The organism is Prolixibacter sp. SD074, from assembly GCF_009617895.1.
In the GTDB taxonomy this organism is placed as follows: Bacteria; Bacteroidota; Bacteroidia; order Bacteroidales; family Prolixibacteraceae; genus Prolixibacter.
In genome coordinates this window covers 3723445-3741928 of the sequence record NZ_BLAW01000001.1, presented here as the reverse complement: position 1 = coordinate 3741928, position 18484 = coordinate 3723445, and the positions used below count along the sequence as shown (strand labels likewise).

General features: G+C 45.1%; 11 protein-coding genes and 2 tRNA genes. 10 read left to right on the top strand and 3 right to left on the bottom strand.

Going from position 1 to position 18484, the window contains the following annotated elements; translation table 11 throughout:
- Positions 1–73: 73 nt before the first annotated feature.
- Complete coding sequence (locus tag GJU82_RS16055; protein WP_153633080.1) at positions 74–2791, bottom strand: 4-alpha-glucanotransferase; 2718 nt, start codon at positions 2789–2791, stop codon at positions 74–76.
- A 178-nt stretch (positions 2792–2969) separates the two neighbouring features.
- Between GJU82_RS16055 and GJU82_RS16050 the strand changes: the two genes are divergently transcribed.
- On the top strand, positions 2970–4334 hold the full coding sequence (locus tag GJU82_RS16050; RefSeq protein ID WP_153633079.1) for an MATE family efflux transporter: 1365 nt from the start codon (positions 2970–2972) through the stop codon (positions 4332–4334).
- 23 nt (positions 4335–4357) lie between these two features.
- Complete coding sequence (locus tag GJU82_RS16045) at positions 4358–4840, top strand: DUF4395 domain-containing protein (protein ID WP_153633078.1); 483 nt, start codon at positions 4358–4360, stop codon at positions 4838–4840.
- Positions 4841–5310: 470 nt separating this feature from the next.
- Here GJU82_RS16045 and GJU82_RS16040 read toward each other — a convergent pair whose 3' ends face one another.
- Positions 5311–7011 (bottom strand): glutamine--tRNA ligase/YqeY domain fusion protein, encoded by a 1701-nt coding sequence (locus tag GJU82_RS16040; RefSeq protein WP_153633077.1) that lies wholly within the window; start codon positions 7009–7011, stop codon positions 5311–5313.
- A gap of 188 nt (positions 7012–7199) precedes the next feature.
- Between GJU82_RS16040 and folB the strand changes: the two genes are divergently transcribed.
- From folB to GJU82_RS16020, 4 genes are all read left to right on the top strand, one after another.
- Positions 7200–7550, top strand: coding sequence for a dihydroneopterin aldolase (gene folB / locus GJU82_RS16035; RefSeq protein WP_153633076.1), 351 nt, complete (start codon positions 7200–7202; stop codon positions 7548–7550).
- A gap of 129 nt (positions 7551–7679) precedes the next feature.
- A tRNA-Cys gene (locus tag GJU82_RS16030) sits at positions 7680–7753 on the top strand.
- Positions 7754–8077: 324 nt separating this feature from the next.
- Positions 8078–10738, top strand: coding sequence for a DEAD/DEAH box helicase (locus GJU82_RS16025; RefSeq protein ID WP_153633075.1), 2661 nt, complete (start codon positions 8078–8080; stop codon positions 10736–10738).
- A 44-nt stretch (positions 10739–10782) separates the two neighbouring features.
- Entirely contained in the window at positions 10783–13752 is a 2970-nt protein-coding gene (locus tag GJU82_RS16020) for a DEAD/DEAH box helicase family protein (RefSeq protein ID WP_153633074.1), read from the top strand.
- 115 nt (positions 13753–13867) lie between these two features.
- Here the strand turns inward: GJU82_RS16020 and GJU82_RS16015 are convergent.
- Positions 13868–13941: transfer RNA gene (locus tag GJU82_RS16015), tRNA-Met, on the bottom strand.
- A gap of 185 nt (positions 13942–14126) precedes the next feature.
- Between GJU82_RS16015 and GJU82_RS16010 the strand changes: the two genes are divergently transcribed.
- The 4 genes from GJU82_RS16010 (at position 14127) to GJU82_RS15995 (ending at position 18475) form a co-directional block, all read left to right on the top strand.
- Entirely contained in the window at positions 14127–14498 is a 372-nt protein-coding gene (locus GJU82_RS16010) for an START-like domain-containing protein (RefSeq protein WP_153633073.1), read from the top strand.
- Positions 14499–14567: 69 nt separating this feature from the next.
- The gene (locus tag GJU82_RS16005; RefSeq protein ID WP_153633072.1) at positions 14568–16076 is read left to right on the top strand and encodes an LptF/LptG family permease; all 1509 of its coding nucleotides are present in this window, start codon (positions 14568–14570) and stop codon (positions 16074–16076) included.
- The gene (locus GJU82_RS16000) at positions 16051–17262 is read left to right on the top strand and encodes a glycosyltransferase family 4 protein (protein WP_194831082.1); all 1212 of its coding nucleotides are present in this window, start codon (positions 16051–16053) and stop codon (positions 17260–17262) included. Before GJU82_RS16005 ends, GJU82_RS16000 begins: the two co-directional genes overlap by 26 nt.
- Positions 17255–18475 (top strand): glycosyltransferase family 2 protein, encoded by a 1221-nt coding sequence (locus GJU82_RS15995; RefSeq protein WP_153633070.1) that lies wholly within the window; start codon positions 17255–17257, stop codon positions 18473–18475. Before GJU82_RS16000 ends, GJU82_RS15995 begins: the two co-directional genes overlap by 8 nt.
- Positions 18476–18484: the final 9 nt, after the last annotated feature.

The following is an 18484-nucleotide window of genomic DNA, read 5'->3' as shown; positions in this document are numbered from 1 at the left end:
GCGGCCTCCAAGAATCGCTACTCCATCAAAATCACCTTTAGGGAAACGCTGATTACGATCTGACATCATGATATTAATTTTTATTCCTTCCTGATTGCTCAATCATCCTGCCCACTGTGTGATTAAAGCTATCGGAATGCAATAGATCCTCCATTTTCAGATGCATCCTGTATCGCCAGTAGTAATAGGTTATTCCCGGAATGTTAATTCGTTCATTCCATATTTTCCCCCACCGCAATTCACCATCCATGGCCAGCAAATCCTGTAAAGGGAATATGGCCCACATAGCCGGCGACCACAAATGCTGACTGATAATGTCGCGTGCAATCCATGGCTCCATGAAGTGAGGGACCTCACCTGCATGACCTAACATGGTATGGTAAAATCGCTTACTGCGCTCATAGTCTTCTTCCCACCAGCCGCGGAGGGTTGTCATATCGTGGGTGGAAGTAGTGCAAACGGATAAGTAAGGCGCATCGGACGGGTGACCAAACTCCACCTCTGTATGGTGGGGCCGGCGCTGTACCTCAAGGGTCAAAATACCCAGCTCTTTGAGTATCCGCTGAACACAACCGGGATTCATCCCAAAATCATCGCCAAAGGCCATCATGTCCGAAGCACGTAATAATGCGGGAAGTTTTATCATGGCATTGTCGCACCACAAATCTTCGTGCCGCTTATAAAAGTATTCGATATAAAGCTGTTCAAAATTGTGGCGTGTCGCCTCATCAAGGTTGATAAACGAGTAGGTATCCTGAAGGCGAATCCTCGGATGGAATTTATAATTATCATACGGATCGCGTAAAAATAAAACCTCACTCACAAGAGAATTCAGGCCCTCCATAATTCGGTTTTCTTTATCCGGAAGGCTGCCATCTTTCTTGAACTGTTCAAAATGAACCGTAATCTTTCGTTGCGTATCCACTTCCGGTTTCAGATTATATTTTCCGGAACCATACTCTTCCAGATACTTATTCTTCACCTCATCGGTATAATCGCCAAACAAATCCCACAGAAAATATTCACGGATAAACGGCCGTGTCATCCGCTCTTCCACAAAATGAATTCCGGCATCGATGATCTCATCACGCGTAAGCGGAAGCGAAGGAACAAAACAGCCCATTTCCGCATTAGTCTGTGACGACGGAATCGCCCAGGTGCGGAAGAAGCCAACAACGTGAGCCAAACGGTAGGCATCAAACCACGATCCCAGTTTCAGCAAACGCTTACGCCACCAATCGTAACCGTCGTATGCCATTCGTTCCCAGTTATAAGTCGGATATCCCCAGTTTTGGCCCATATCATCGTCTTCATCTGGTGGTGAGCCTATTTGTTCTTCCAGGTTAAACAACTCGGGATGTGTCCAGGTCTCTACGCTATCGGGGCTAACACCTATCGGGATATCGATTTTCAACACAACTCCGTTTTCCCGGGCATAGTTCGAAGCGTCGCGCAGTTGCCGGTCGAGATGGTACTGAATAAAATAATGAACAGCAATATCGGGATAGTGTTTCTGCGACGGATCGCAAAGTTTCTGTATCTCTTCCGGATGATAGATGGCATGGTTCTTCCACATTCGGTGAGCAGCCGTTTTGTTCTGATCGCGCAAATAACAGAATGCGGCATACGGCACCAACCATTCTTTATTTTCTTCGAAGAAAAGAAGAAAATCCCGGTCGTTTAGAAATGCTTCCATCTCCTGGTCAAAAAGCAGCTTAAAGTAACGCGACTTTACACGGTGAACTTCTTCGTAAGGAACCGATTCCATCTGGTTCAGTTCGTAAAGCTGATCGCGAAAATCCTGCATGGCCTGTTCATCCTTCAACGTACCCATCAGTTCGATGCTGGCATAAACCGGATGCAGGGCCATGGCCGAAACCACCTTATATGGATACGAATCGAGCCAACTTTGCGTAGCAACCGTTTCGTTTACCGGAAGAAGCTGGATCAACTTCAAACCAGTTTTCTTCGCCCAATCGACTACCATTCTCAAATCAGGAAACTCTCCTATCCCACCACTTTTTTCCGTCCGGATAGAAAAAACGGGTAAGGCAATGCCTGCTCCCCTCCAAACCCCAATCGGGAAACGAAACTTCTCATCAGTATGTACTTTCAGGCTATTATCCTCCTGGCAGACGAAATCACGAATTATCCGGTTATTACCATCTTCCCACAAAATTACTTTTCGTTCCCGCTCGTCATAAACTACATACTTAAATTCCAGAGGAAACTTCAATTGAGAAGCGTCAATGTCAACCGACCAAAGCGGGAAACGGGAGTCATCCATCACCAGCGCATCCCGCTCTTTCCATGCCCCCAACCCGGGACGGTTACCCAGTAAGGCTATCGAATATCGATGATTTACGCGGGGAACATGTACCTGCACCCGTAAAACACGACCAGTATGTAGCTGCTTTTGATGTTTACCGGATGGTTTCCGAAGCATCAGCACACGGGTAAATGCAGAATGAAAGAGAGCATTTTCCACATCTTGCGATGTTCTCCAAAAGTCGCGAATGCGAATTTCATCGAACTGACCGTTTGAAAGATCGACGTGCCGGTTACCGCCCCATTCCCATAGAACGCCACCTTCGCCATCTTTCACAAGATATTTGTAATCCCACGATTTAACATGTTCTATATCGATAACCAATTCCCATTCGCCCGGATAGATATTCTCCATCTCAAGGGCCCGGCCCGGATTCCACTCCCCTAATTCAGGCCGGGAGCCCAGGACACACAGCCGTTGTCCCCAAACCGTTTGATAATCTATCTTAAACGAAACTTTCATAAGTTATCCTCCGAAAATGTAGGTGAACAAAGCTTTGGGGGCGTTATTTACAATTTACAACTTAAAAACGTGCCATAAAATGATACACTACAAAAAATAAATTGTTGGAGTGTCTGTATTCGCAAGTACTTTGTCAATCTTTGCATCAGGAAATTGTAAAACAGTAGAATAACCTTACATGAACAGCCAATCTAATTTTACCACTGCACCACTACCGGGATTGATAAAAAAATTGGCGGTACCGGCCAGTGTCGGTTTTATTTTCAACACGCTGTTTAATGTAGCCGATACCTGGTATGGCGGGTTAATATCGACCAAAGTACTGGCAGCTCTGTCGCTTTCGCTTCCGGTTTTCTTTATCATTCTGTCCCTTGGTACCGGCCTGGGAACCGGAACAACCGCTCTCATATCTCAGGCCCTGGGAGCAGGTAAATTAAAGGAGGCCCGGTTATATGGCATTCAAGCCATCTCTTTTGCTATCGCAAACTCGATACTACTTACCATTATCGGTTTTTTTATCGCTCCGGTTCTTTTCCGCATCATGGGTGCCGAAGGAGAATACCTCGATACCGCTCTTGTTTATATGCGCTTGATATTGTTAGGAACCGTTTTCTTCCTGATGAATAATATCTTCAACGCTTTTCTTACATCGAGAGGAGATACCCGAACCTATCGTAATTTCCTGATAGCCGGATTTTTTTTGAATCTCGGATTCGATCCATGGTTTATGTTTGGAGGATTGGGAATGCCCGCTTTGGGCATAGGCGGTATTGCCTTATCCACAGTTATGATTCAAGCTATTGGCATGTTTTATCTCCTGTATGTCGTTCGGCGCCAAGGTATCCTGCTACATTTGAATTACCGCGAACTGTTCCCCCGGAAGTCATTTTTTGCCAATCTGTTTAAGCAAGGATTTCCGGCCAGCTTAAATATGACGATGATCGCTTTGGGGATTTTCATCATTACCGCTTTCGCTGGAAGATTCGGATCGAAAACCGTCGCAGCATTTGGAATCGCCGTCCGGATAGAACAGATGGCCCTTCTTCCGGCCATTGGACTAAATATTGCCACGCTGGCGCTGACAGGTCAGAATATGGGTGCTTTTCTGTTACACCGCGTTTATCAAACCTGGAAATTGAGCCAGGCTTACGGCATTGCGATCATTTTGGTCGGTTCAGCCCTTGTTTACTTTTTTGCTGCGCAGTTGGTTGGTTTTTTCACTGTAGATACCGAGGTTATACAGACTGGTGTTGAGTACCTGCACGTGGGAGCATTTTATTTTCTCTCGTACATTCTATTAAATATATCGGTGTCCACTTTACAAGGAATGAAAAAACCCATGTATGCCATATGGATAGGCCTCTACCGGCGATTAATTGTCCCACTGCCGCTATTCTATTTTCTTGCCGTAACATTAAATTGGGGCACAAAAGGAATCTGGTGGGGCCTTTTTATCGTAAACTGGAGTGCTGCCATTTATACTTTTTTCTATACCCGGAAAAAAATTCGTAAGGTTGCACAATCTTATACGTCTAAAACTTAGTTGAACCCTAAAATTGAATACATATGAGCTCACTCATTTGCCCCGTTTCGACTGAAAAAGTCGATGAGAAAGCCGTACGAGGTGCCGCTTTGCTCAGTTTTATTATAGCCATTCTGTTCACCCTGAAGCCGAACCTGTATGCGGCCGGGTTTCTGGCTATTGATTTTTATTCGCGCGCTTTTGGAATGAAGAATACCAGCATCCTGGCCTGTTCCGGCGCCGGACTCACACAGTTCGTCCCGTTCAAATCGAAACAAATTGACAAAGCGCCCAAAATATTTGCTGCCCGGGTTGGTTTCCTCTTTTCGGTCACCGCGTTCCTGCTGATGCTCCCTCATTACATTCTGGCTGCACAGATTGTCATGGGCGTTTTAACATTGTTTGCCTTTCTGGAATGGAGCGTTGGATTTTGCATGGGATGCTATGTGTACTCCTATGTTGTATTACCTTTCTTCGGAAAAAATGAAAATGGTTCCCCGAAATTCCCCATCACCCCAATGAAGTAGGCCACCGCCAGCCGGCGGGACCAAAAACGTACGCGGTTTTTCATGCCGCCAGCCAGCGGGACTAAAAAACGTACGCAATTTTTCATGCCGCCAGTCAGCGGGACCAAAAACGTATGCGGTTTTTCACGCCGCCAGTCAGCGGTACCAAAAACGTACGCGGTTTTTCATGCCGCCAGTCAGCGGGACCAAAAACGTACGCGGTTTTTCATGCCGCCAGCCGGCGGGACCAAAAACGTACGCGATTTTTCACGCCGCCAGTCAGCGGGACCAAAAACGTACGCGATTTTTCACGCCGCCAGTCAGCGGGACCAAAAACGTACGCAATTTTTCATGCCGCCAGTCAGCGGGACCAAAAACGTATGCGGTTTTTTTCGGACCCTGGAAGTGTGGCAAGCCAGGCATACAATAAAAAAGCTGTCTCCCGGCGAACCGGGATACAGCTTTCATATATATCTCTTCTGCCTTTAAGGCTACTGCGTTTTCTTCCAGGTTTCCCGGAGTGGAACGGTGCGATTAAAACGCATATGCTCCGGGGTTGAATCCGGATCGAGGTTGAAATAACCAACACGCTCAAACTGGAAATGATCAAGCGGCTGAGCGTCCTTCACGAACGGTTCAACATAACATTCCGAAAGGATAGTCAAGGAATCGGGATTCAGGAATTCTTTGAAATCAACATCCTTGTGTCCAGCTGGATCGGGATCGTTGAACAACCTATCGTATAGCCGCACCTCGGCTTTCACTGCATGTTTTGCTGAAACCCAGTGGAGCGTTGCTTTCACTTTCCGTCCATCGGGGGCATTCCCGCCCTTAGTCTCCGGATCGTAAGTACATCTCAACTCAACAACTTCGCCATTTTCATCTTTCATTACCTCGTTACAGGTAATAAAATAAGCATAGCGCAAACGGACTTCGCGGCCGGGCGCCAGACGGAAAAACTTACGAGGCGGATCTTCCATAAAGTCATCCCGCTCAATATACAGCACTCGCGAGAAAGGCACATTGCGTTTGCCCATGCCCTCATTCTCGGGATTATTTACCGCCTGGGTCATCTCCTCTTTGCCTTCGGGGTAATTGGTGATAACCACCTTCAGCGGGTTCAGAACGCCCATTACCCGCTGAGCACGCCTGTTTAAATCTTCACGGACAGCGTATTCCAAAAGTGCTACGTCAGTTACTCCATCCACCTTGGTAACACCAACCCGTTCGGAGAAATTCCGAATCGATTCAGGCGTATACCCTCTTCGGCGAAGGCCGGAAATCGTAGGCATTCGTGGATCGTCCCATCCACTTACATACTTCTTCTGGACCAGTTCGAGCAGGCGACGCTTGCTCATAACGGTATAACTCAGATTCAAGCGAGAGAATTCAATCTGGCGCGGACGGTAATCATCCGTTTTCAGCTCATCAACAAACCAGTCATACAACGGGCGATGAACCTCGAATTCCAGCGTACAAACCGAATGGGTAATTCCTTCCCAGTAATCACTCTGTCCATGGGCAAAATCGTACATCGGATAGATGCACCACTTGTCACCTGTCCGGTGATGTGTTTTTTTCAGAACGCGGTACATCAGCGGATCGCGCATGTGCATATTAGGCGATGCCATATCAACTTTGGCACGCAATACACAATGGCCTTCATCGTATTCTCCGTTCCGCATTTTTTCGAAATGCATCAGGTTTTCTTCCGGCGAAGTATTCCGGTAAGGGCTTTCGGTTCCCGGACGTTGCGGGGTCCCCCGTTGCTGGCTAATAATTTCCTGCGACTGGAAATCGACATAAGCAAGTCCGCGATTGATTAACATCACGGCGAACTCGTACAGTTTGTCGAAATAATCAGAGGTATAATATTCCCGATCACCCCAGTCAAAACCGAGCCAGCGAACATCGGCCTTAATGGAATCGACATATTCCGTCTCTTCTTTGATCGGATTGGTGTCGTCGAAACGTAAATTGGTCAATCCATTATACTTTTCAGCGATACCGAAATTCAAACAGATTGATTTGGCATGACCAATATGCAGATAACCATTAGGCTCCGGGGGAAAACGGGTATGCACACGTCCACCATTCTTCCCTTCGGCTAAATCAGCGTCAATCTGTTGATGTATAAAATTCTTGGGGGCTTTCTTTTCAGCTCCTTCTGTTACGTTTTTCTTTTCCGTCATATGCAATGAGTTACTTCGCGGAATTGTTGTCAAAATGTTCCCACAAAAGTAAGAAGAGTTTCCCCATTCGAGGTAATAATCAATCGTAAAAATAGGTTTTCATAAAATACTCGTAATTTTGAGGGAACAAACACCGGAAGGAAAGATTCATTTCAACCGAAAAGGAAATCGTCAAACACCGAAACGACATGGGACTGATTGAAATTGAGGACATGGAATTTTATGCCTATCACGGGCATTTTAAAGAAGAACAGGTAGTGGGTAACCGTTTTTTAGTGAATGTTGCAATACGCACCAACTGCCAGTCGGCATCGAAAAGCGATAAACTCGAAGATGCGTTAAATTATCAGCGGGCCTACCAGGCCATCAAGGAGGAGATGGAAGAAAAATCTCATCTACTGGAGCATATTGGCGGACGGATACTGGATCGGTTGTATGCCACTTTTCCCGAAATACACTGGGCCAAAGTGAAAATCTCGAAAATGAATCCTCCGATGGGGGGACAGATCGAACGCGTGAGTGTGACGCTCGAACGGTAGCATCCGGGATTTTTAAAAAGAGAGTTGCAAGGGATAAATAAATTTGCATATATTTGCATCCGCATCGAAAAATAAGGCTATTGGCGACTAAAACGCCCGGTCTGGCACATGATTTTCGATGGCGATAATGGTCGGTTGGCCGAGTGGCTAGGCAGCGGTCTGCAAAACCGCGTACGGCGGTTCGAATCCGCCACCGACCTCCACCTATTGTAGGCCTCTTGAAATTCAAGGGGCCTTTTTTTTATGTTCTCCGGGTATTGGGTCTCCAGGACGACTTCCTCAAGCTGGCAGCCGATGATGAGTTGGCCGGAAATTACAGGATCTAAAGCTAATCAAGAAGAAATGGACACCATCCTTGACGAGATAAAATCATTCTGTATCCAACTGGCAAAAATAGCAAACCACATAGAAATACCACGAAGTGAGCAAACACTGATAATATCGGCATTTAAAGTATAGAAAATTTAATAGTCCCTGTTGTATTTATTGGAAAAAATATTCGCCTTATCTTTGAGAAAAATCATAAAATGAATATTCACCAAATCGTTATTACACAGAAAAAAAAACTGGCAGATCAACTCAACAGGCAGGAGTTAGCCCTTGGGGAGATAATTTTTAACAACGGTCAGTGTCAAATATTGTCTCAGTCAGCTTCTCGCTACGAACTAATTATCACCGATGAATACAGAAATGATGTGGCTGAAGTTACTTTGGAAATCGAGGAAACGGGAACGATCATCCCCAAAATCAAAAACGATGAAGATGCCGGGTGGAACAAAACCTCGTTTGCCTGCCTTTTACAAGTTGAAAGTGAAATGCACTTGCTGGATCCAAAGGAGCAGACGGAGCATAAAAAATATACAAGGGAAGGTATGGTTAAACGGGTGTTGAAAGAACGTCAACAGAAAGCGGAAAAGGCCGGTTACCATATCCGGTGGGCGGACAATATTTACGGAGACCACATCCTGACCAACGAGCGGGGGATCAAATACAAAGTTTTCCTGCGCGATTTTGAAACCGAAACAGGCTACAGCAACAGCATGGACTCGCGCCTAAACAAGCTGGGAACCACCAAGCACATTATGTTTGCCTTTAATGCGTTGAAAGAAAACAAGGCATTTTTCAACAAGCTGGATAAGACCTTTCCGTTTGTAGAAATCTATTGCGACCCGTTAAACGATTATAAAATAAGCTGGTATTACCCCAACAAAATACCGGTTGAGGAACAATTGCTAATCTCACGCTATTTTAAAAACTCAAATTTTATTGAGGACAACAAAATTACGGGATTGCTGAATTTTTTGGATGAGGCTAGTCAGAAGCCGCACATTTGTGTCCGTCCGGAAGTAGCAGAAAAGATAGAGGCTGCTTTTGAAAAAAAAGTGCTGGAAGACCTTCAGGAAACATATACTCCTGATTTCAGTAAGATAAAAGCCGACCTGTACGATTACCAAAAGGAAGGGATACAATTTGCCCTTTTCCGGAAAACATCAATTATTGCTGATGAAATGGGGCTTGGTAAAACCATACAGGCCATCGGGACCGCCATGCAAAAAAAGGAGTTATTCGGGTTTAGCAAAACATTGGTAGTTTGTCCCGCTTCGCTGAAAGAACAATGGAAAAAAGAAGTGGAAAGATTTTCCGACCAAAAAGCACTGGTTATACAGGGGACGCCTGACGAACGCGCACAACAGTACAAAGACCGCAGTTGCTTTTTCTTTATCGTCAATTACGAAACCGTTCTGCGCGACCAAATCGCGATTAATAAAGCCGGTATGGATTTTCTGATCCTCGACGAAGCCCAGCGGGCAAAGAACTACGAAACCAAAACAGCTGCCTCGCTAAAACAGATCAACTCCAAACACAAACTGGCCATTACCGGGACCCCCATCGAGAACAAACTGATCGACATCTTTTCAATTATGAGCATCCTCGATCCGGAATTCTTCGGTCCCTTGTGGGAATTCTCTTACCAGCACTGCCTGTTCGATCCTGAAAAACAAAACAAGATAAACGGCTATTACAACCTCCAGAAACTAAACAAACAATTGGAAAAGGTTTTGATCAGGCGTGAAAAGCGGAAAGTAATTGACCAGCTGCCGAACCTCCGTCAGATTGACATCCCGGTCGAACTTTCACCTTTGCAGGCAGATTACCATGCGTCCTATGCCAGGGGACTGGCACAGATCATCCACAAAAAATTCCTCACCCCTTATGACCTTCACCGCATGCAACTGCTCCTGGCCAATATGCGCATGGCGTGCGACTCAACTTACCTGATTGACGACGAAACCAACGAGTCGCCCAAGTTAAATGAACTAAAACATATTTTGCTCGACGAACTTGATGTTTCTAATAAAAACACGAAGATCATCATTTTTTCTGAATGGGTGAAGGTACACAAGCTGATCGGACAACTATTGCGGGAAAATAATATCGGTTTTGTAGAACTGAACGGAAAGATACCAGTCCGGTCACGCGGCGAACTGATCCGTAAATTTGAGTCGAACCCGCAGTACAAAGTGTTTTTATCTACCGAAGCAGGAGGCTCGGGCCTTAACTTGCAAGTGGCTGACACACTGATCAACTTCGAGCTTCCGTGGAACCCGGCCAAAAAGAACCAGCGCATCGGACGTATCGACCGGATTGGGCAAAAAAGCAACAAACTCACAATTTTCAACTTCATCACCCGCAATTCTATTGAGACTCAAATCGCCGCTGGCCTACTGGTCAAACAAAGCCTGTTCGACGGGGTGCTGGGCGACGATGCCCGGACCAATTTCGTGGATTTTACCACCAAAGGCCGTTCGCAGTTTATTCAGCAGTTGGAAGAATTTATCAGCGAAACCGAAAGAAAAGGACAGGAAGAAGAATTGGCCGTCGAACCGCTCGGGGAAGAGGCGATTACTGAAACTGAACCGGAAAAACGTCCGGCAGATGAAATCGACTTTTCTGGTGATGACACGGAACAACAGGAGGAATTGACTGAAACCCACGCCGGCAATGGGGCAAAACATCCGGCTCAGACAGCCGGGCTGGAGACCGTAATGAACAGCGGAATGCAGTTTCTGTCCGGCTTGTTTAAAATGACCACCGGAAAGGAAATGGACGTTGAAAATCAAACTATTGAAGTGAACAAGGAAACCGGGGAAGTGACGATGAAATTTAAACTGCCAATCGGAAAATAAAGCATAAACGATAGCACCATTCAACAAAGGAGCAAGTTTAGGCCATGGATTTTAAAACGTTGCATGAGAAATACCAGCAATTGCTTCTTGAAAACAACCGCCTGAAAGAAGAAATAAAAAGGCTGAAGACTCAGCTTGGCATCGGCGCAAGCCATGAAGAGCCAGAGGGTGCCGACAACAAAATTTCTGAATATTTTGCCGCACCAGAGCCAAAATTATTTGATCGGCAAATAGAAACCAAACCTTCAACAACTTCTGAAACCCTAAATAAACGATCTGATTCCGGCGAAAAGATTAGACTTTTCCAATCATTGTTCAGGGGAAGGGACGATGTGTATGCCAAAAGATGGGAAAACAAAGTAAAAGAAACTGCCGGCTATGCGCCTGCCTGTGGCAATGAATGGAAACCGGGTATTTGTCAAAAGCCAAAAATAAAATGCTCAGCTTGTAAAAATCAGGATTTTCTTCCTTTGAATGAGACGGCAATAGATGCGCATTTACGGGGCAGGCAAAATCTGGTTGCCGGACTCTATCCTTTGCTGTCAGATGAAACCTGCTGGTTTCTGGCAATTGACTTTGACGATGAAGGATGGCAAAACGATATATTGACACTCAGGAGGGTATGCTCCCGGTTTGCAGTTCCCATTGCAGTTGAAAGGTCACGGTCTGGAAATGGAGCTCATGCCTGGTTTTTCTTTGAACATCCTGTTCCTGCTTCTTTAGCAAGAAAGTTTGGAAGTGCTTTGCTAACCTATGCCATGGGCCAGCGGCACGAAATCACATTTAGATCTTATGACCGTTTCTTCCCCAATCAGGATATTATGCCGAAAGGCGGTTTTGGTAATTTAATCGCCCTGCCCCTGCAAAAGGCAGCAAGAAAAGATAATAACAGTACCTTCATTGATGAACATTTTCACCCGATAGAAGATCAGTGGGCTTTCCTGGCATCCCGTACAAGGATTTCCGAAAAGAATCTGGTTGAATTGACTTCAAAGTTATGCCCGGGGGATGAACTCGGTACACTGAAAGTAGACGATGAAGAAGCACCCAAACCTTGGGAAAGGGTAAAGAAAACGGCAATCAGCAAAAATGATTTTCCCAATAAAATCGAAGTTGTAAAAGCCAATATGTTATTCATCCCAAAAGCCGGATTTTCCCAAAAAGCATTAAACCGCCTGAAACGGCTGGCTGCTTTCAAAAATCCTGAATTTTACAAAGCCCAGGCCATGCGCTTACCAACCTTCGATAAACCAAGGATTATCTCTTGCTCGGATGAAACGGCTGAATACCTGTGCTTACCAAGAGGATGTGAAACAGATATAAAATTGCTGTTTGAGGAAATGAAAACGAAAGTGTTGTGGACCGACAAAACCAATCACGGCAAAACGATAGATGTTGTGTTTAACGGTAGTCTGAGGGATGATCAACCTCTCGCTGTTGAAAAACTACTGGAACATGATAATGGAATTTTGTGCGGAACAACGGCTTTCGGGAAAACAGTCGCAGCCATAAAACTGATCGCCGAAAGAAAGGTCAATACCCTGATTCTGGTTGACAGGATCAGCCTGGTATCGCAGTGGAAAGAAAAACTTTCAGCCTTTCTGACAATCAAAGAACCACTTCTGGTTACTGATAGTCCCGGAGCCAGAAAAAAAAAAAAAAATAAAAGCATTATCGGACAGATGGGAGCCGGGAAACAAGCATTGAACGGTGTCATTGATATTGCGGTTATGCAATCGCTGAACAGGATGGGAGAAGTTAAGGAATGTGTGAAAGATTATGGCATGGTGATCGTTGACGAGTGTCATCATGTTTCTGCTTTCAGTTTTGAAATGATATTGAAAAATGTGAACGCTAAATATGTTTACGGCTTAACAGCTACTCCGGCCAGAAAGGATGGACACCATCCCATTATTTTTATGCAATGTGGTCCAATCCGGTACAGGGACGATGCAAAAAAGCAAGCGGAGAAAAGGCCTTTCGACCATTTCATCATACCCCGGTTCACTTCTTTCAATACACCGTTGGATAAGGAAGAGAAAGATATCCCAATCCATGAACTGTACGCCGCGATCATCGAAAATGAAATGAGAAATCAGTTAATCGTCGATGATGTCATTCAATGTAACCAAAATGGCAGAAATTGCCTGATCCTGACAGAAAGGACAACTCACGTTGAGTCGCTTGCCAACGAACTCAGTCAGGGGATTCCGGATGTCATCTCACTAATGGGCGGTATGGGGATAAAGGAAACAAGGGAAACCAGGACCCGGATTTCAGAAACCCCCGGGGACAAGCCACTGACTTTAGTTGCAACGGGCCGCTATATTGGCGAAGGCTTTGATGAACCAAGGCTTGACACCCTGTTCCTGGCGATGCCTATATCGTGGAAAGGAACCTTACAGCAATATGCGGGGAGACTTCACCGATTATTTGAAGGGAAAAAGGAAGTGCTGATTTATGATTACGTGGATATCCGGGTACGAATGCTTGAAAAAATGTACAATAAACGGCTTGCCGGATATGCGTCTATCGGCTATAAAGCAAAAGGTGAAAATATTACGGCAGAAAATACAGACATCATTTTTAATAAAAGCAATTTTTTACCGGTATATTCCGGTGATATTGTCAATGCCTCCAGGGAAATAACGATTGTAAGCCCGTTTGTGACAAGGCGGCGCACCTTACAGATGATGCAAAATCTTAAGGCCGCACTGGTAAAGGGTGTAAAAGTGGTTGTTGTAGCCCGGCCTGCAGGGGATTTCAAAGACAAAGATTTGACTTCCTGGCAAACGACAATTGAACTGTTAAAAAGTTCCGGGGTAGTGGTTGTCTTTAAGTCAAATATCCATCAGAAATTTGCTGTTATGGATGAAAAGATTGTTTGGTACGGGAGCATCAACCTGCTAAGTTATGGCAGCGCCGAAGAAAGTATCATGCGGCTCGAAAGTTCGAATATCGCCAATGAACTGATTCGAAGCATAACGAAAGGGACTGAATGGTCTGCTGATTAATCGAACGCTTATGCAAATTTAAGCCCCGGGATGAAACCAGCCAAAAGCTTACGGCCTAAAGCCATCCATCTTCAGTAAAGAAAAAGGCCTGCAAGTAATTACTTTCAGGCCTTAGTAGCGAGAGCCGGGCTTGAACCGGCGACCTCATGATTATGAATCATGCGCTCTAACCAGCTGAGCTACCTCGCCATTTTTTCGCGATTGCGGGTGCAAATATAATATGTTTCCGTCACCTGTCAACTGCTTTGCTCAAATTTTTGACGTTTTTTTCAGCCAACAGATCCCGCTGGTGATTGCCAAACTGGAATAATTTACTACTTTGCAGTAAAATGTTATCCCACTTGATAACTTTACTTACGTTCAATAAAACCACAATGAAGAAACTTCAGCTCGAATATAATTTCAAATCATCTCCTTCCGTTTTATTTAGCCGATTAAGTACCGCTTCGGGATTATCAGAATGGTTTGCCGATAATGTGACTGTGCGAGGGAAAACATACACATTTGTTTGGGACAGTACCGAGCAGGAAGCCGAAATGATTGGCAGCCGGCAAAATGATATGGTCCGGTTCCGCTGGACAGACTGTGATGAAGATTGCTACTTTGAATTCAAAGTTGCCCGCGATGAACTAACGGGTGATGTTTCGTTGGTTATTACTGATTTTGTTGAAGAAGACGAAATCGACGATGCCAAAGATCTCTGGAACTCCCAAATTACTGAGCTGAAACATGCACTCGGCTCCTAATATCATTTGTTCAAAATCCCAAAAATACATTAGCTTTGTGAAGGTTTCAGATTATGACTTATAACGTTCATGAAGCAACTTTATAAATATATGATAAACCGGTTCATCGGACCGTTTTTCATGACTTTTTTTATCACGGTTTTCGTCCTCCTCATGCAATTTTTGTGGACGTACCTGGACGAATTTGTAGGTAAAGGATTGGATGGCGAGGTCATTGCCGAATTAATGCTTTATGCCATCTCCAGTCTGATTCCATTGGCCTTACCTCTTTCCATGCTCCTCGCTTCGATTATGACTTTTGGGAATTTAGGTGAGAATAACGAGTTGCTTGCGATGAAAGCAGCGGGTATTTCACTGACCCGCATTATGAGACCACTGATATTTTTGAGCGTTTTTGTCAGCCTCTTTGCGTTCTATTTTGCCAATGATATTATGCCGGTCACCAACCGCAAATTTGCTGCGTTGCTGCTCAGCATTCGTTACCAGAAACCCGAGTTGATTGTCAAAGACGGCGTATTCTCAAACGAAATAGATGGTTACTCCATTAAAGTCGGCCGAAAATCAAAAAAAACTGACAAGCTCTACAATATCATGATCTACGATCACACAAAAAATGAAGGAAATACCTCCGTCACCGTGGCAGATTCAGGTGTCATGAAGATGAGTGAAGACAAGAAATTTATGGTGCTGACGCTTTTCTCAGGCGAAGCATATACCGACCAGGAACCGAATTCGCGCCGCCGCAATAACGAATATCCATTTCGGCGGGACAAATTCAGCAAAGAAGTTCTGATAACTCCTATAAAAGGAATGGATTTCAAGCGAAAAGACGAAAGCTCGGTTGGCAATTTCTACAAGGCCCTTAGTTTGCGCCAACTGTCGTCAAGTGCCGATTCCATGGCAAAGGATCTGGACAAACGAAGGACTGATTTCTCTGTTAAGCTAAACTATTTACCGCCGCTTACCCGCGAAGTGGTTTCGTATGCGCGAACCGACAGTTCCGTCACGTCCAGGTTAAAGATGGACGAATATGTTGACGTCGACAGCATGCTGAACCACATGAACAGGAACGTAAAAATGGACATTGTTAGCCAGGCACTCCGAAATGCCCGTTCCAACAAACGTTCACTTCAGCAGGCCAAAGATGACCTGGATCTTCGTACCAAATGGTTGAATAAATATTGGGTCGAATGGCATCGGAAGTTCACGCTTTCGCTGGCATGTCTCATCTTCTTCTTTATTGGAGCTCCATTGGGAGCGATTATCCGGAAAGGCGGACTGGGAATGCCGCTCGTTATCTCCATCGTCCTCTTCATTTTCTATTACATCATCTCCATGACCGGTGAAAAGATGTCGCGCGAAGGTGTTGGACATATTTGGGAAGGCATGTGGTTCTCATCGCTGTTGTTTCTGCCTGCCGGCATTTTTCTTACTTATAAAGCTGCCAATGACTCTGTCATTCTCAATATAAATGCTTATGCTGAAATCTTCCGGAAACTGAATCCGTTCAAAAAAAAGAAAAAAAAGGATGACGGGGAAGAGCCTAAACAACATGAAAATCCTCTCGCTGGCCAATAAAGTACCATTCCCAAGAAAAGATGGTGGAGCCATCGGTATTTTGAATATCCTGGAAGGTTATGCGGATAACGGACACCAGGTTACCCTACTGGCCATGAATACCCCAAAACACCACATTCACGAAAGCGAACTGCCACCTGCTCTTACATCAAAAATTAAATTTAAATTAGTGGATGCCAACACCAATATTAGAATACCCCAACTGGCTATTAATTGGTTATTCTCGACAAAAGCATACATCCTTGAGCGCTTCGTTTCGTCAATTTTCAAAAAACAATTAATCACTATCTTACAGGAAGAATCCTTCGATTTCATCCAACTTGAGGGGCTTTATCTCTGTCCTTACATCCCGGTAATCCGGAAATATTCACGGGCCCAAATCATTCTCCGGGCCCACAATGTGGAGCATGAAATTTGGGAACGGACAGCTGAGGTTGAAAAAGGATTCAAGCGGTTCTACCTGAAAAATATGGCCCTCCGGTTGCGCAAAGCTGAAATCGGTTTCCTGAATCAGTATGACATCCTTTCCACGGTAACGGAACGAGACAAGGAAAAACTCAACGAATTGGGCAATCAAAAACCGGCAATTGTTATGCAGCCTGGTTTTACTATCGAAGAAAAACCAGCTGGTGAACTGACCCTCCCATTATCGATTGGCTTTCTTGGCGCTCTCGATTGGATCCCCAACCAAATTGGATTGAAGTGGTTTGTAGAAAATTGCTGGCCACAAATTCATTCCAACCATCCGAAGAGCCAATTTTGGGTAGGTGGGCGAAACGCGCCTGCCGGATTCAGCAAATACCTGAACCATCCGGGCATTCAATTCCCGGGTGAGATTGAAAATGCGCATGAATTTATTTCGAACCGAAGCATCCTCATCGTACCGCTACTTTCGGGAAGTGGCGTCCGCGTGAAAATCCTGGAAGGCCTGACAATGGGAAAAGCAATTGTAACCACCAGCATCGGAGCCGAGGGAATTCCGGTACAACCGGGGAATGAATTGCTCATAGCCGATACCCCGGAGAATTTTGCCAATTCGGTGATGCAATTACTCGACTCTTCCGGTCGCATCCAACAATTGGGGAATGAAGCGTTCAGATTTGCTTCCGAACACTACCGATACGACAAAACAGTTGTCCCATTTCTCCAATTTCTGGATAAACAAAAGGAGGTGCACCATGTCTGATGTCGCCGTTCTTGTATTCTGTTTCTGTGCATTCATTATTTTCTATTCATTTGGCGGATACGGCATTTTCCTTTGGATGATCCTGGAAATTCGACAATTATTTAACAAAAAAGAAAAGTTTTCATATTCAGAGAGCGATTCTCCGGATCCGGATGTCTGTCTTTTTGTCACCGCTTATAATGAGCGTACTCACGTAAGACAAAAAATAGAAAACTCGCTGGCGCTTGATTATCCCAATGAGAAGTTACGGTTGATTTGGGTAACGGATGGCTCGACCGACGACACACCTGACATCGCAGCCACCTATCCGCAAGTAGAAGTATTTCATGAACCGGAACGTAAGGGAAAAGCAGATGCTCTCAACCGGGGAATAGCATTTGTCAAAGCCCCGATTGTTGTGTTTACCGACTGCAATACCCTTTTATCCAAAGGAACGGTTCGGGCCATTGTCCGTGAATTCCGTCATCCAAAAGTTGGTTGTGTTGCCGGCGAAAAAAGAATTGCAAATGATAACTCCTCTACGCCGGTTGCAGCCGGAGAAGGCTTGTACTGGCGAATCGAATCGTGGCTAAAGAAACTCGACAGCCGGTTTTACAGCACGATTGGCGCTGCCGGCGAAATTTTTGCCCTCAGAACCGAGCTTTATTCCGAGCTCGAGAAAGATACTTTATTGGATGATTTCATCCTGTCCATGCGAACCGCGATGAAGGGTTACCGGATTGCTTACGCACAAGATGCCCAGGCTACCGAGTTTGCATCCTCCAATGCCCGGGAAGAGATGAAACGCAAAGTGAGAATTGCTGCCGGAGCTTACCAGTCCATTGCCCGGTTACCGGAACTTTTAAATCCATTCAGGTATGGCAGGCTCTCTTTCCAGTACTTTTCTCATAAAGTTCTTCGCTGGACCCTGGCTCCTGTTTCATTACCACTTCTCTTTTTTTCCGGTTTGTATCTGTCAATACAACCGTCGGTTGCCGGACTTTCCGTTTATCAGGCCGCAACTATTTTGCAAGTTATTTTTTACTTGTTCGCACTCTTTGGATACCTATTGCAAAGAAATAATATTCGGTCAGGCTGGTTCTTCGCTCCGTATTATTTCACGCTAATGAATTTCGCCTATTTTCCCGGTTTTATCAGGTATTTATTGGGTAAGCAGACGGTATTATGGGAAAAGGCCCAACGCTCAGGCTCATTCCACGAAGGATTTTCTTAATTTTGCGCT

What these genes read in the sequence shown, in the direction of transcription:
- GJU82_RS16055 (WP_153633080.1), bottom strand. Translation starts at nt 2,791, where the DNA reads ATGAAAGTTTCGTTTAAGATAGATTATCAAACGGTTTGGGGACAACGG.
- GJU82_RS16050 (WP_153633079.1), top strand. Translation starts at nt 2,970, where the DNA reads ATGAACAGCCAATCTAATTTTACCACTGCACCACTACCGGGATTGATA.
- GJU82_RS16045 (WP_153633078.1), top strand. Translation starts at nt 4,358, where the DNA reads ATGAGCTCACTCATTTGCCCCGTTTCGACTGAAAAAGTCGATGAGAAA.
- GJU82_RS16040 (WP_153633077.1), bottom strand. Translation starts at nt 7,011, where the DNA reads ATGACGGAAAAGAAAAACGTAACAGAAGGAGCTGAAAAGAAAGCCCCC.
- folB (WP_153633076.1), top strand. Translation starts at nt 7,200, where the DNA reads ATGGGACTGATTGAAATTGAGGACATGGAATTTTATGCCTATCACGGG.
- GJU82_RS16025 (WP_153633075.1), top strand. Translation starts at nt 8,078, where the DNA reads ATGAATATTCACCAAATCGTTATTACACAGAAAAAAAAACTGGCAGAT.
- GJU82_RS16020 (WP_153633074.1), top strand. Translation starts at nt 10,783, where the DNA reads ATGGATTTTAAAACGTTGCATGAGAAATACCAGCAATTGCTTCTTGAA.
- GJU82_RS16010 (WP_153633073.1), top strand. Translation starts at nt 14,127, where the DNA reads ATGAAGAAACTTCAGCTCGAATATAATTTCAAATCATCTCCTTCCGTT.
- GJU82_RS16005 (WP_153633072.1), top strand. Translation starts at nt 14,568, where the DNA reads ATGAAGCAACTTTATAAATATATGATAAACCGGTTCATCGGACCGTTT.
- GJU82_RS16000 (WP_194831082.1), top strand. Translation starts at nt 16,051, where the DNA reads ATGAAAATCCTCTCGCTGGCCAATAAAGTACCATTCCCAAGAAAAGAT.
- GJU82_RS15995 (WP_153633070.1), top strand. Translation starts at nt 17,255, where the DNA reads ATGTCTGATGTCGCCGTTCTTGTATTCTGTTTCTGTGCATTCATTATT.